The sequence below is a fragment of the Phenylobacterium koreense genome, assembly GCF_040545335.1.
Classification (GTDB): Bacteria; Pseudomonadota; Alphaproteobacteria; order Caulobacterales; family Caulobacteraceae; genus Phenylobacterium; species Phenylobacterium koreense.
This window is the reverse complement of record NZ_JBEPLU010000001.1, coordinates 1,757,746-1,771,425: the sequence shown is the minus strand read 5'-3', so window position 1 is coordinate 1,771,425 and position 13,680 is coordinate 1,757,746. Positions and strand designations below refer to the sequence as shown.

The window sequence follows — 13,680 nt, the reverse complement described above, 5'->3', positions numbered from 1 at the left end:
TCACGGCAGCATCTCCCGAAGCCGATAGAGGGCGGCCATCGCCTCACGCGGGCTCATGCCGTCGAGGTCCAGGCCCCCCAGCGCAGCTTCCACCTCACTCGGCCCCGAATGCTCGGGCGCGGCCGGGGTGTTGGCGGCGAACAGCGGCAGGTCGTCGAGGTGCGCCGGTGCGCCGGCCTCGCGCTCCAGCCGGTCCAGCACCTCGCGGGCGCGAACCACCACCGCCGGCGGCACGCCGGCCAGCTTGGCCACCTGCACGCCATAGGAGCGGTCGGCAGGACCGGGGCCGGCCTCGTGCAGGAAGATCAGGTCGCCATTCCATTCCTTGGCCTTCAGGGAGAGGTTGGAGACGAAGGCCAGCCTTTCCTCCAGCACCGCCAGCTCATGATAGTGGGTGGCGAAGAGGCCCCGGCAGCGGTTGGTCTCATGCAGCGCCTCGGCGCAGGCCCAGGCGATGGCCAGGCCGTCATAGGTCGCGGTGCCACGGCCGATCTCGTCGAGGATCACCAGCGAGCGCGGCGTCGCCTGCGTGAGGATGGCGGCGGTCTCGACCATCTCGGCCATGAAGGTCGAACGGCCGCGGGCGAGGTCGTCCCCTGCCCCCACCCGGCTGAAGAGGCGATCCACCACGCCGATCCGCAGGGCCTTGGCCGGGACGTAGCAGCCGGCCTGGGCCAGCACCGCCAGCAGGGCGTTCTGGCGCAGGAAGGTCGACTTACCGGCCATGTTCGGGCCGGTGACGATGGAGAGCCGCGCCGCCGCGGCGCCCGAGCCGTCCAGCCGGCAGTCGTTAGGCGTAAAGGGATCGCCGGCCCGCTTGACGGCGGCTTCCACCACCGGATGGCGGGCGGCCTCGGCCTCGAACACCATGGAGCGATCGACCACCGGGCGCACGGCCCCGACGTCGTCGGCCCATTCGGCAAGGCCCGCGGCCACGTCCAGCCGCGCCGCGCCCTCTGCGGCGGCCTGGATGGCTGCGGCGATGCGGATGGCGCTCTCGCGCCAGGCCTCGAAGGTCGCGACCTCCATGGCCAGCGCCCGCTCCGCCGCCTGGGCGATGCGGGCGTCAAGCTCGGCCAGCTCGACGGTGGTGAAGCGCACCTGGTTGGCCAGGGTCTGGCGGTGGATGAAGGTGGTGTTGAGCGGGGCGCTCATCAGCGGCTCGGCCGCCTTGGCCGTGGCCTCGACGAAATAGCCGAGGACGGCGTTGTGGCGGATCTTCAGCGAGACCCCGCTCTCTGCGGCCAGGCGCGCCTCGAGCTGCAGGATCACCTTGCGGCTGTCGTCGCGCAGGGCGCGGGCCTGGTCGAGCTCGGCGCGAACGCCGGCGGCGACGAAGCCGCCGTCGCGGGCCAGGGCCGGCAATTCCTCGCCCAATCCCTGCGCCAACATGCGGCGGAACTCGGCCAGTTCCGGATTGGCGACCGGGTGCAGGGCGGCCAGCGCCAGGGCGATCTCGGCAGGCGGCGGCGGCTCCAGCGGTTCGGGGGCGCCGAAGAGGCCGAAGATCGCCTCCCCGCTCGCCAGGCCGTCGCGCAGGCATCCCAGGTCCCGCGGACCGCCTCGGCCCAGGGCCAGGCGCGAGAGCGCGCGCGCCATGTCCCCCATGCCGCGAAGCTGGTCGCGCAGCCTGGCGCGCAGGGGGCGGCGCTCGCAGAACCATTCGATGGCGTCCAGGCGCGCGTCGATCGCCGCCGGGTCCAACAGCGGCCGGCCGAGCCGCGAGGCCAGCAGGCGCGCGCCCGGCGCGGTGATCGTCCGGTCGATGGCGCCCAGCAGCGAGCCGTCGCGCGAACCGGAGGTGCTCTTCTCGATTTCGAGGCTGGCGCGGGTGGCCGGGTCGATGGCCATGACGTCGGCCTCGCCGGCCCGGCGAGGGGCGGTGAGCGCGGGCAGCCGTCCGGCCTGGGTGGTCTCCAGGTGCGCGGCGATGAGGCCGAGGGCAGAGACCTCCGCCCCGGTCAGCTCGCCGAACCCGTCCAGGGTCTCGACGCCGTAGAGCCGCTTCAGGCGGGCCTCGGAAGCGGACGGTTCCGACAGCGCCGAGGGCATGGGCTGGATGAGGCCGCCCGCCGACTTGAAGGCGCCCGAAAGCCCCTCGTCGGCGAACAGGCGGTCGGGCACCAGGGTCTCGGACGGGCCGAGCGCGGCCAGGGCCGAGGCCAGGCCGTCGCGGCCCAGGGCCATGCATTCCACCTCGCCGGTGGAGAGCTCGACCGTCGCCACAGCCGCCCCGCCCCCGCGGACAGCGACCGCCGCCAGCCGGTTGGCGCCGCGGGCGTCGAGCAGGCCGTCCTCGGTGAGGGTGCCGGGCGTCACCACCCGCACCACGTCGCGCCGCACGACGGACTTGGAGCCGCGCTTCTTGGCCTCGGCCGGGTCCTCCATCTGCTCGCAGACGGCGACCTTGAAGCCCGAGCGGATCAACTTGGCGAGATAGGCCTCGGCCGCGTGCACCGGCACCCCGCACATCGGGATCGGCGCGCCGCCATGATTGCCGCGAGCGGTCAGGGTGATGCCTAGCGCCGCGGCCGCCTTCTCGGCGTCCTCGAAGAACAGCTCGTAGAAGTCGCCCATGCGGAAGAACACCAGCGCATCAGGCTGGCGGGACTTGGCCTCGAAGAACTGGGCCATGACCGGCGTGGCGCCGGTCGGGTCGGGCATGGTCGGCGAAGGGGCGTTCATGAGTGCGGCGGAGGCTAATGGCGCCCGCGCGATCCGTCAGCCCCTGCTTTGCCCTGGGGCGATCGCCGTGACGGCGAAGTCGTGCGCTCTGCCTCCCCATGAAGGAGAGGGAGTCGAGGCGGCGCGCCCCTTGAACCGGGGCCTCGGAGTTCCAAGCTTTGATCGAGTAGGAGCTCGGCCTTGCAGTACGTGATCTTTCCCGCCGGACCGGACGACGCCGAAGAGCTGGCGCGCGTGCACGTGACCGCGTGGCGGCAGACCTATCAGGGGCTCCTGCCCGACTCCTATCTCGCCCGCATGTCGATTCCGGTTCATGCGCGGCGCTTTCGCGCCTCGCTGCTGCGCCCTGGAGACCACGAGGCGACCCTGGCGGTGGCCGACCGCGACGGCCTGGTGGGATACGCCGCCGGCGGCCCGTCCCGCGCCAAGCGGCTCGGCGAGGCCGAGATCACCACCCTCTACCTGCTGAAGACGGCCCAGGGCCATGGCCTGGGACGGGCGCTGGTGAAAGGCCTGGCGCGGGTGTTCGCCGCCAACGGGGCGACCTCGCTGATGATCTCGGTGCTGCGCGACAACATTCCGGCCCGCGGCTTCTATGACCATCTCGGCGGCAAGGGCGAAGCGCCGCGGCGCGAGCCCGGGCCCGGCGGCGTCACCCACGAGGTCAGCTATCGCTGGCCCGACATCCGCGTCCTGATCGACTAGAGCGCCAGCGCCCGGGCGATACGGCGCATCACCCGCTCGGCCCGCTCGGCCGACAGTCCCTGATCTTCCCGCAGGCGGCGCCAGACGTCGAAGCTCAGCGCCAGGTCCAGGGCTTCGGCCAGGTCTGCGTCGTCGGGCAGGACCGCCGCCAGGTGGCCCAACAACAAGGCGCGCTGGCGGGCGACGAAAATCTTGTGGGTGGCCTGTAGTTGCGGCGAGCGCGCCCGGTTCATGTCGGCGAAGGCCTTGGGCCGCGCGAGCTGCTCGAATACCATGGCGCGCCGGGCCACGAGCTGGTCCAGGCGCTCGACCAGCGTCCCGTGCACCGGCTCGGCGAGGATCGGCGCCAGGCGCTCGGCCATGATCTCCTGCAGGCCGCGATGCAGGCCCTCCACGTCGTTGAACAGCCGGAAGACGGTGCGTACGCCGACCCCGGCCCGCGCCGCGACCGTCTCGGCCGAGGGCAGGCTCTCACCGTCCTGCAAGAGGTCGATCATCGCCGTCAGGATGCGGGCGCGGCTGACGTGGGTCCGCGCCCTGCGTCCGTCTGTCGGCGGAAGGTCCAGCGTGTCCTGCACCGGATCAGCCGCCCGTAACGTCTTCCCAGAACTGCTTGGCCTTGCCGAGGAAGTTGGCCGACTTGGGATGCTGCTGCTCCCCGCAGATCTCGGCGAACTCACGCATCAGCTCCTTCTGGCGCGCGGTCAGCTTGGTGGGCGTCTCGACGAAGAGTTCGACCACCAGGTCACCGCGCTCGCGCGAGCGGAGGGACGGCATGCCGCGGCCCTTCAGGCGTACGGTGCGGCCGGTCTGGGCGCCTTCCGGCACCTTGACCTCGATCTTGCAGTTCCCGTCGCAGTTCTCGCCGCCCAACAGGCACGGGGCCTCGATCTCGCCGCCGAGCGCGGCGATGGCCATGGGCACCGGCACCGTACAGAGCAGGTCCAGGCCGTCGCGGTCGAACAGGTCGTGCGGGCGCACCGAGAGGAAGATGTAGAGGTCGCCGCGCGGGCCGCCGCGCGCGCCGGCGTCGCCCTCCCCGGTCAAGCGGATCCGGGCGCCGTCGTCGACGCCGGCCGGGATGCGGACCTGCAGGGTGCGCTCCTTCCGCACCTGGCCGCGGCCATGGCAGTCCTCGCAGGGGTCGAGCACCAGTTGGCCCGAGCCGCCGCAGCGCGGGCAGGCGCGCTCGATGGAGAAGAAGCCCTGGCTGGCGCGCACGCGTCCGGCGCCGCCGCAGCCGCCGCAAGTCGTCGGGCTGGTGCCGGGGCGCGCGCCCGTGCCGTCGCAGGTTTCGCAATTGAGCGAGGCAGGGACCGTGATCTCGACCTCCGCGCCGGCGTAGGCCTGCTCGAGGGTGATCTCCAGGTCGTAGCGAAGGTCCTGGCCGCGGGCCGGACCGCTACGGCCACGCGCGCCGCCGCGGCCGCCGAACATGTCGCCGAAGACGTCGCCGAACACTTCGTTGAAGATGTCGCCCATGTCGTGGAACTGGGCGCCGCCGCCGCCGGCCGGCCCGCCGTTTACGCCGGCATGGCCAAAGCGGTCATAGGCCGCCCGCTTCTGCGGGTCGGACAGGATGGAATAGGCTTCGTTGATTTCCTTGAATCGCCCGGCCGCTTCCTCGCAACCGCCGTTGCGGTCGGGGTGGTGCTCCATGGCGAGCTTGCGGAACGAAGCCTTTAGGGCTGCTGCGTCCGCGCCGCGCTCCACGCCGAGGATCTCGTAATAATCCCGCATGCTATGTCAGGCGCTCAAATATTGATCTTGCATTGAGGTGGGATGGTTCGCGGCCGGCTGCAAGGCTTGTTCCGGCCAGGCCGCCCGCGACCCCGCGTCGCCCCTGGGGCGGCCCCCCTCGCTCAAGGCGCAAAGGGCCGCCATGGGGCTGAACGTCACGCCGACTTCTTCTTGTCGTCGTCGACTTCTTCGAACTCGGCGTCGACGACGTCCTCGTCACCGCTCGAAGCCGCCGGCTGCTCTTCGCCGGCGCCCTGCTGGGCCGCGTACATCGCCTCGCCCAGCTTCATCGAAGCCTGGATGAGGGTCTGGGTCTTGGCCGCGATCGCCTCGGCGTCGTCGCCTTCCAGGGAAGACTTCAGGTCCGCCAGGGCGGTCTCGATGGCTTCCTTGTCGGCGCCGGAGACCTTGTCGCCATGTTCGGCCAGGGCCTTCTCGGTGGAGTGGACCACCGCCTCGCCCTGGTTCTTAGCTTCGACCGCCGCCTTGCGCTTTTCGTCCTCGGCTTTGTTGGCCTCGGCTTCCTGGACCATCTTGTCAATGTCCGCGTCCGAGAGGCCGCCATTGGCCTGGATGCGGATCGACTGCTCCTTGTTGGTCGCCTTGTCGCGGGCCGAGACGTTCACGATGCCGTTGGCGTCGATGTCGAACGTCACCTCGACCTGCGGGACGCCCCGCGGGGCCGGCGGAATGCCGACCAGGTCGAACTGGCCGAGCATCTTGTTGTCGTGCGCCATCGGGCGTTCGCCCTGGAACACGCGGATGGTCACCGCCGACTGGTTGTCGTCCGCCGTCGAGAAGGTCTGCGAGCGCTTGGTCGGGATCGTGGTGTTGCGTTCGATCAGCGGGGTGAACACGCCGCCCAGGGTTTCGATGCCCAGGGTCAGCGGGGTCACGTCCAGCAGCAGGACGTCTTTCACGTCGCCTTGCAGAACGCCGGCCTGGACCGCCGCGCCGAGCGCGACGACTTCGTCCGGGTTCACGCCCTTGTGGGGCTCGCGGCCGAAGAACTCCTTCACGGTCTCGACGACCTTGGGCATGCGGGTCATGCCGCCGACCAGGATGACCTCGTCGATGTCGGACTTCTTCAGACCGGCGTCCTTCAGCGCCTGCTCGCAGGGGCCGACGGTACGGGCGACCAGGTCCTCGACCAGGGCTTCCAGCTTGGCGCGGGACAGCTTGATGTTCAGGTGCAGCGGGCCCGAGGCGTTCATCGAGATGAAGGGCAGGTTCACCTCGTACTGGCTCGTCGAGGAGAGTTCCTTCTTCGCCTTCTCGCCTTCTTCCTTCAGGCGCTGCAGTGCCAGCTTGTCGTTCCGCAGATCGACGCCGGTTTCCTTCTTGAACTCGTCGGCGAGGTACTCGACCACGCGCATGTCGAAGTCTTCACCACCGAGGAAGGTGTCGCCGTTGGTCGCCTTCACCTCGAACACGCCGTCGCCGATCTCCAGGATCGAGACGTCGAAGGTGCCGCCGCCGAGGTCGTAGACGGCGATCTTCTTGCCGTCGTTCTTCTCGAGGCCGTAGGCGAGCGCCGCCGCAGTCGGTTCGTTGATGATGCGCAGGACTTCCAGGCCGGCGATCTTGCCCGCGTCCTTGGTGGCCTGGCGCTGGGCGTCGTTGAAGTAGGCCGGGACGGTGATGACCGCCTTTTCGACCTTCTCGCCGAGGTGCTGCTCGGCGGCTTCCTTCATCTTCTGCAGGATGAAGGCTGAAATCTGCTGGGGCGAATAGTCCTTGCCGTGCGCCTTCACCCAGGCGTCGCTGTTCGGACCCTTCACGATCTCATAGGGCACCATGCCCTTGTCCTTCTCCACCAGCGGGTCGTTGTACTGGCGGCCGATGAGGCGCTTGATCGCGAAGAGGGTGTTGGCCGGGTTGGTCACCGCCTGGCGCTTGGCCGGCTGACCGACGAGGCGCTCGCCGTCGTCGAGGATGGCGACGACCGAAGGCGTGGTCCGAACGCCCTCGGCGTTCTCGATCACCTTCGGCTGCTTGCCGTCCATGATCGCGACGCACGAGTTGGTCGTGCCCAAGTCGATGCCGATGATCTTGCTCATATCGAGTCTTGCTCGCTCCTGAATGGCGGACGCCGGTTTGAGGGCCTTCGTTTGAAGCACCCCGTTTCTTCTCGGCATCCCCGGTTCGAATAAGGGCTCGGCCGGTTAACCCACAGGGGCGCCGGCGTCGAGTCGCGATATGGGATCGGACGCGTCCCCTGCAAGTGCGTAATGCCCCTATATCTTGCGGGGTCTTCCGCCCAAGGGGGCCGGCCAAGCCGCTAAGATCCTTGCATAAGCAGCCTGTGCGTAAGGCGCCGCGCCCCCGCGGGCGGCCAGGTAGGCGTGCTGCACCACCATCGCCTGCTGCTCGATATTGAGCTGCGAAAAACCCCGCCCGTCGTCCAAATCGTAGGCGTAGGCGGATCTTCCGTCCCCGGCGCGAAGCTTGGCGAAAGGCAGGAAGACGCCGTGCTGGGCCTGCCAGACGTGCACCAGTTCGTGCAACAGCACCGAACGCAACCACAGCGGCGCCTGCGAAAAGTCGGCCATGGCCGACGTCGCCGGCCAGACCACCAGTCTCCCGCCCGGCACGAACGGCCGGGGCCAGACCGGCAGGCTCAGCAGGCGGACGAGATCGGTGTCCAGTTCGTCGGCGAACACCTCCTCGCAGAGACGGCGCTCGCCGGCGGTGAGCCGTCGAAGGCGCAGCGGCGGCATGAGGTCTGGGCGGCGCATTTCGCCTATATGAGGCCCCATGAGCCTTTCGACGACCAGCGGATTTCGCCTGCTGCCCGGCCGCCTGACGCCAGAGCAGCAGCGCGTGCTGGTCGAGAAGGTGTTGGCCAAGGCCGAGGAAGCCCCGTTCGTGCGCCAGCTCACCCCGGGCGGCAAGCCGATGAGCGTGGCCATGACCAGCTTCGGGAAACTGGGCTGGACCACCGACGCCAAGGGCTATCGCTACGAACCGCAGCACCCCGCCACGGGAAGGGCCTGGCCGGAAATTCCCGCCATCCTGCTGGAGCTCTGGGCCGAGCTCGCCGATCCGGCCGTCCCGCCCGACGCCTGCCTGGTCAACTTCTATGACGCCGCCGCCAGGATGAGCCTGCATCAGGACCGCGACGAGGCCGACTTCCGCTTTCCGGTGCTGTCGGTGTCGCTGGGCGACACGGCGATGTTCAGGATCGGCGGGCTCAAGCGGTCGGACCCGACCACCTCGGTCCGGCTGGCCTCGGGCGACGTCTGCCTGCTGGCCGGCGCGGCCAGGCTCTATCACCACGGGGTGGACCGGATATTGCCCGGATCGTCGCGGCTGATACCGGGCGGCGGGCGGATCAACCTGACGCTTCGACGGGCCGCGCCGGCCTAGTAGGGCGGTTGTTCGGGCGGCGGGGTCAGGCCGTCGATCAGGTCGCCCACGTGATCCTCGTCGGCCGAGGGCATGGCGGGCGCAGGCGCGGGCTTGGGCGCTTCGGGCGACGGCGGCGCAATGACCGGCGGGGGCTCGACCTCCGCCTTCTCCTCCGGCTTTTCCTCTTCCTTCGGCTGTTCGGGCGGCAGCTCCGAAGGCGTCAGGACCAGGTCCTCCAGCGGGCGGGCGTCGCTGGCTTCCAGGGCCGGGCCGGCGGCCCCCTCACCCGGCAGGCGCGCGCGCTCAGGCGTGCTGCGAATACCCATGACGAAGCCGCCCACCGCGCACGCGGCCAGGATGAAGGCGACGATACGCAGGACGTTTCGAGGCATGCTCCACATGGTTTGCGAACCTAGAGGGGCTCGCCGAAAACGGAAACGGGATTTTCGCCGCGTCCGGAGCCGCAGGCGCGGCAGGGCTTGGTAAACGCCCCTTAACCCTCGGCGGGCCAGATAGGCGATCCAAGGAACAAGGGGTTCGAACATGGCGCGTGCGGCGCGGAAAACGGGGCTGGAGCTGGGTTTGCATGTCGCAGGCCTGGCCTGGAGCCACCCCGCCGTGGCGCGGCTGAGGGGCGGAATCCTCGCCGCCGCAGGAATCGCCCTGGCCGTGGCCCTGGCGACCTACAACGCCGCCGACCCCAGCCTGAACGCCGCCTCGACCATCGCTCCGACCAACGCCCTGGGCGCGCCCGGGGCCACCGTCGCCGACATCGGGATCCAGTCGCTGGGCGTCGCCGCCGGCATCGGCGCCCTGCTGATGGTGGTGTTCGGCCTGGGCCGGGCGACGACGCCGCAGCCGGACCAGACCCGCGGCAAGGTGCGGCTGCGCGCGGCCATCGGAGCGCTGGGCGTGCTGGCCCTGGCCGGCCTGCTGGCCGCCCCCCCGGCGCCGGCGGCCTGGCCGTTGGCCAAGGGGCTCGGCGGCTTCTGGGGCGACGGGCTGCTGCACGGAATCTCGGGACTGCTGGGCTATGCGCACATCCCCGGCGCGACCCTCATCGCCGCGCTGCTGCTGCTGGCCGCCGCGGGCGCGGGCCTCGGCTTCGCCGTCGGGGTGAGGCGCGAGGAGCTGACCGCCAGCCTCGTCTGGCTGAAGGCCGCCCTGCAGAAGGAGCCCGCGCCCGCCGCCCCGGCCAAGCCAGTGCGCGCTTCGGTCGCACGCCGCGCCAAGGCCGCCGAAGAGGCCAAGGCCAAGCCCGCCCCGGCCCCCGCCGCCGCGCCCATGCCGGCGGAGGACGACGATTTCGACGACGTCGGGCCGGAGCCGGGCGGCAACTCGGTCGCCATCCGCCAGCCCAAGCCGGCGCCCAAGGAATCCGGCCGCGAACTGCGCGAGGCGCAAGGCGCCTTCGATTTCGTCAAGACCAGCGGCTTCGCCCTGCCCGAGCTGGCCATGCTGGCCAAGCCCAAGCCGCGCGCCTCGATGTTCGACGAGGGCGCCCTGCGCCAGAACGCCCAACTGCTGGAGAACGTGCTGGCCGAGTTCGGCGTGCGCGGCAACATCGACCAGATCCGCCCCGGCCCGGTGGTCACGCTCTACGAGCTGGTCCCGGCCGCGGGGGTGAAGTCGGCGCGGGTCGTGGCCCTGGCCGACGACATCGCCCGCTCGATGTCGGTGGCCGCCTGCCGCGTCTCGGTCGTGCCGGGCCGCAACGCCATCGGGATCGAGCTGCCGAACGCCCGGCGCGAGACGGTCTATCTGCGCGACCTGCTGGCCAGCGGCGAATACGAGCGCTCGACCCAGGCCCTGCCCATGGCGCTGGGCGAGAACATCGGCGGCGAGCCCTATATCGCCGACCTCTCGAAGATGCCCCACCTGCTGATCGCCGGCACCACCGGCTCGGGCAAGTCGGTGGGCGTCAACGCCATGATCCTCTCGATCCTCTACCGGCTGCCGCCCGAGCAGTGCCGGTTCATCATGATCGACCCGAAGATGCTGGAACTGTCGGTCTATGACGGCATCCCGCACCTGCTGGCGCCGGTGGTGACCGATCCCAAGAAGGCGATCGTCGCCCTGAAGTGGACGGTCCGCGAGATGGAGGACCGCTATCGGCTGATGTCGAAGATCGGGGTGCGGAACGTCGCGTCCTACAACGAGCGCGCCAAGGAGGCCGCCGCCAAGGGCGAGCACTTCGAGCGCACCGTCCAGACCGGTTTCGATGACAACGGCCGGCCGATCTACGAGAGCGAGCGGATCGACCCCAAGCCGATGCCCTATCTCGTCGTGGTGATCGACGAGGTGGCCGACTTGATGCTGGTCGCCGGCAAGGACGTGGAAGGCGCCGTGCAGCGCCTGGCCCAGATGGCCCGGGCCGCCGGCATCCACCTGGTGATGGCCACCCAGCGCCCCTCGGTCGACGTCATCACCGGCACCATCAAGGCGAACTTCCCGACCCGGATCTCCTTCCAGGTCACCTCGAAGATCGACAGCCGCACCATCCTGGGCGAGCAGGGCGCCGAACAGCTCCTCGGCCAGGGGGACATGCTCTACATGGCCGGCGGCGGCCGCATCACCCGCCTGCACGGCCCGTTCGTCTCCGACGAGGAGGTCGAGGCCGTGGCCAAGTTCCTGCGCGCCCAGGGCGAGCCGCAGTACCTCGAGGACGTCACCGCCGGGGGCGACGAGGACGGCGAGGACGGCGACATGTTCGGCGACGAGGGCGGCGGCTCGGGCGACGACCTCTACGACCGCGCCGTGGCCGTGGTCACCCGCGACCGCAAGGCTTCGACCTCATACGTCCAGCGCCGCCTGCAGATCGGCTACAACCGCGCCGCCTCGCTGATCGAACGCATGGAGCAGGAAGGGGTCGTCAGCCCCGCCAACCACGCCGGCAAGCGCGAAGTGCTGGTGGGGGCCGCGCCCTAGGCGCCTTCTCCCTCCCCACGAGGCGGAGGGAGAAGTTTATGCACCTACTCCGCGGGTTCCAGGACGCCGAGGCGACGGACGAGAGCGCTGTGCTGGGCCCAGAGTTCGGCCGGCAGGCGATCGCCGAACTTCTTGTAGAACTCGGGGATCAGCGCGGCTTCCTCGGCCCAGACCTCGGGGTCGACTGACAGCAGGACGTCGAGGGCCGCATCGCCGATCGAGAGCCCCGAGAGGTCGAGGGCGGTCTTGGTCGGCACGCGGCCGATCGGACTGTCGACGGCGTCGGCTTCGCCCTCCAGGCGGCCGACGATCCACTTCAGCACGCGGCTGTTGTCGCCGTAGCCCGGCCAGATGAACTTGCCGTCCGCGCCCTTGCGGAACCAGTTCACGAAATAGATGCGCGGCAGCTTGGCCGGGTCCGCACCAGCGCCGACCTTCAGCCAGTGGCCGAAATAGTCGCCCATGTTGTAGCCGCAGAAGGGCAGCATGGCGAACGGGTCGCGGCGCAGCTCGCCGACCTTGTTCTCGGCCGCGGCAGTACCTTCCGAGGCGACATTGGCCGCCAGGAACACCCCGTGCGCCCAGTCGAAGGCCTCGGTCACCAGCGGCACGGCGCTGGCCCGGCGGCCGCCGAACAGGATGGCCGAGATCGGCACGCCGGCCGGATCGTCCCACTCCTTGGCGATCACCGGGCACTGGTCGGCCGGGACGGCGAAGCGGGCGTTCGGGTGGGCGGCGGGCTCGCCGGACTGCGGCGTCCAGGGACGGCCCTTCCAGTCGGTGAGGCCCTCGGGTGGGGTGTCGGTGAGGCCCTCCCACCAGACGTCGCCGTCGGCGGTCAGCGCCACATTGGTGAAGACGGTGTTGGCGTGCAGGGCGTCGATCGCGTTCTTGTTGGTCGACTCGCCGGTGCCCGGCGCGACGCCGAAGAAGCCGGACTCCGGATTGATCGCATAGAGGCGGCCGTCGTCGCCGAACCGCATCCAGCAGATGTCGTCGCCGATCGTCTCGGCCTTCCAGCCGGGGATGGTCGGCTGCAGCATGGCCATGTTGGTCTTGCCGCAGGCGCTGGGGAAGGCGGCAGCCACATAGCGGACCGCACCCTTCGGCGAGGTCAGCTTCAGGATCAGCATGTGCTCGGCCAGCCAGCCCTCGTCGCGAGCCATGACCGAGGCGATGCGCAGGGCGTAGCACTTCTTGCCCAGCAGGGCGTTGCCGCCATAGCCCGAGCCGTAGGACCAGATCTCGCGGGTCTCGGGGAAGTGGACGATGTACTTGTCGTCGTTGCAGGGCCACGGCACGTCGGCCTGGCCGGGCGCCAGCGGCGCGCCGACCGAGTGCAGCGCCGGCACGAAGAAGCCGTCCTCGCCGAGCTCCTCGAGCGCGCCCTTGCCCATCCGGGTCATGACCCGCATCGAAATCGCGACATAGGCGCTGTCGGTGATCTCGACGCCCAGGGCGGAGATCTTCGAACCGAGCGGGCCCATGCAGAAGGGCACGACATACATGGTGCGGCCGCGCATGCAGCCGGTGAACAGCCGGGTCAGGTCGGCGCGCATCTGGCCGGGCTCGACCCAGTTGTTGGTCGGGCCCGCGTCGATCTCGTTTTCCGAGCAGATGAAGGTGCGGCTCTCGACCCGGGCGACGTCGCGGGGATCGGAGGCGGCCAGGAAGCTGTTGGGGCGCTTCTGCGGATTGAGCGCCTTGAGGGTTCCGGATTTCACCAGCTCGGCGGTGAGCGCGTTCCACTCCTCGTCCGACCCGTCGCACCAATGGACCCGGTCAGGCTGCACAAGTTCCGCTACGTCACGTACCCAAGCCAAAAGTCCGGCGTGTTTCGTCGGGGCCTCTTCGAGACCCGGTATGGCCAAGCCCATCAGGCTGCGCCCTTTTCTGTTTGCCTACGCTTCGTCACCGAACCTGAGTTCGCCCTGGCGGAACACCGATCCGAACCCGTTTTTGATATGGACGAATTTAAAATGGCACAAGCGTGAGCGGCCGGATCCGCCCGTGTTCCGGGGCCTTACCCCGCCTTATCGCCCAATCGGCGTGCTCACGATGTCGTGGGCGCCGAGGCGGTTGGCGCTTCCGCCACGTCACCCCAACCTGCGCCGACCAGCGCGGAACGGACCTCCGTCTCATGGGTTCCTGAAGGTTCGATCCGGCTTCGCCGCAGCATACTCGAGTCTAGAACTCAAACGAACCGCATCTCCCCCGTTCGTCATGTCGAGACCTCAAGGCCCCGGCCATCGACGTCTTGGCGCCGACGCG

10 protein-coding genes are annotated in these 13,680 nt (G+C 69.8%); 3 read left to right on the top strand and 7 right to left on the bottom strand.

Features of this window, described 5'->3' with window-relative positions:
* Nucleotides 1-2,685 (bottom strand): DNA mismatch repair protein MutS, encoded by a 2,685-nt coding sequence (gene mutS, locus ABID41_RS08825; RefSeq protein WP_354297432.1) that lies wholly within the window; start codon nucleotides 2,683-2,685, stop codon nucleotides 1-3.
* 189 nt (nucleotides 2,686-2,874) lie between these two features.
* On the opposite strand from mutS, the gene ABID41_RS08820 reads away from it, so the two are divergent.
* Entirely contained in the window at nucleotides 2,875-3,390 is a 516-nt protein-coding gene (locus ABID41_RS08820; protein ID WP_331928910.1) for a GNAT family N-acetyltransferase, read from the top strand.
* On the opposite strand, the gene ABID41_RS08815 is transcribed toward ABID41_RS08820, so the two are convergent.
* From ABID41_RS08815 to ABID41_RS08800, 4 genes are all read right to left on the bottom strand, one after another.
* Nucleotides 3,387-3,968 (bottom strand): TetR/AcrR family transcriptional regulator, encoded by a 582-nt coding sequence (locus tag ABID41_RS08815; protein WP_331928907.1) that lies wholly within the window; start codon nucleotides 3,966-3,968, stop codon nucleotides 3,387-3,389. The two genes, ABID41_RS08820 and ABID41_RS08815, sit on opposite strands and share 4 nt — an antisense overlap.
* A 4-nt stretch (nucleotides 3,969-3,972) precedes the next feature.
* Nucleotides 3,973-5,130, bottom strand: coding sequence for a molecular chaperone DnaJ (dnaJ, locus tag ABID41_RS08810; protein WP_354297431.1), 1,158 nt, complete (start codon nucleotides 5,128-5,130; stop codon nucleotides 3,973-3,975).
* A gap of 155 nt (nucleotides 5,131-5,285) precedes the next feature.
* Complete coding sequence (gene dnaK / locus ABID41_RS08805; protein ID WP_331932341.1) at nucleotides 5,286-7,190, bottom strand: molecular chaperone DnaK; 1,905 nt, start codon at nucleotides 7,188-7,190, stop codon at nucleotides 5,286-5,288.
* A 177-nt stretch (nucleotides 7,191-7,367) separates the two neighbouring features.
* The gene (locus tag ABID41_RS08800; protein WP_331932342.1) at nucleotides 7,368-7,868 is read right to left on the bottom strand and encodes a hypothetical protein; all 501 of its coding nucleotides are present in this window, start codon (nucleotides 7,866-7,868) and stop codon (nucleotides 7,368-7,370) included.
* Between the two features lie 19 nt (nucleotides 7,869-7,887).
* Between ABID41_RS08800 and ABID41_RS08795 the strand changes: the two genes are divergently transcribed.
* Nucleotides 7,888-8,499 carry an alpha-ketoglutarate-dependent dioxygenase AlkB gene (locus ABID41_RS08795; RefSeq protein WP_331932343.1) on the top strand — a complete coding sequence of 204 codons (612 nt, stop codon included), beginning with the start codon at nucleotides 7,888-7,890 and terminating at the stop codon, nucleotides 8,497-8,499.
* Here the strand turns inward: ABID41_RS08795 and ABID41_RS08790 are convergent.
* The gene (locus ABID41_RS08790) at nucleotides 8,496-8,873 is read right to left on the bottom strand and encodes a hypothetical protein (protein WP_331932344.1); all 378 of its coding nucleotides are present in this window, start codon (nucleotides 8,871-8,873) and stop codon (nucleotides 8,496-8,498) included. The genes ABID41_RS08795 and ABID41_RS08790 overlap by 4 nt on opposite strands.
* Nucleotides 8,874-9,024: 151 nt before the next feature.
* On the opposite strand from ABID41_RS08790, the gene ABID41_RS08785 reads away from it, so the two are divergent.
* Nucleotides 9,025-11,409: an FtsK/SpoIIIE family DNA translocase gene (locus ABID41_RS08785; RefSeq protein WP_354297430.1), complete on the top strand. Its 2,385-nt coding sequence runs from the start codon at nucleotides 9,025-9,027 to the stop codon at nucleotides 11,407-11,409.
* A 44-nt stretch (nucleotides 11,410-11,453) separates the two neighbouring features.
* Here ABID41_RS08785 and ABID41_RS08780 read toward each other — a convergent pair whose 3' ends face one another.
* Nucleotides 11,454-13,286 carry a phosphoenolpyruvate carboxykinase (GTP) gene (locus ABID41_RS08780; protein WP_331932740.1) on the bottom strand — a complete coding sequence of 611 codons (1,833 nt, stop codon included), beginning with the start codon at nucleotides 13,284-13,286 and terminating at the stop codon, nucleotides 11,454-11,456.
* Nucleotides 13,287-13,680: the final 394 nt, after the last annotated feature.

Coding starts and splice junctions, on each gene's coding strand:
- dnaK (WP_331932341.1), bottom strand. CDS start 7,190: ATGAGCAAGATCATCGGCATCGACTTGGGCACGACCAACTCGTGCGTC.
- ABID41_RS08790 (WP_331932344.1), bottom strand. CDS start 8,873: ATGCCTCGAAACGTCCTGCGTATCGTCGCCTTCATCCTGGCCGCGTGC.
- dnaJ (WP_354297431.1), bottom strand. CDS start 5,130: ATGCGGGATTATTACGAGATCCTCGGCGTGGAGCGCGGCGCGGACGCA.
- ABID41_RS08785 (WP_354297430.1), top strand. CDS start 9,025: ATGGCGCGTGCGGCGCGGAAAACGGGGCTGGAGCTGGGTTTGCATGTC.
- ABID41_RS08795 (WP_331932343.1), top strand. CDS start 7,888: ATGAGCCTTTCGACGACCAGCGGATTTCGCCTGCTGCCCGGCCGCCTG.
- ABID41_RS08800 (WP_331932342.1), bottom strand. CDS start 7,868: ATGCGCCGCCCAGACCTCATGCCGCCGCTGCGCCTTCGACGGCTCACC.
- mutS (WP_354297432.1), bottom strand. CDS start 2,685: ATGAACGCCCCTTCGCCGACCATGCCCGACCCGACCGGCGCCACGCCG.
- ABID41_RS08780 (WP_331932740.1), bottom strand. CDS start 13,286: ATGGGCTTGGCCATACCGGGTCTCGAAGAGGCCCCGACGAAACACGCC.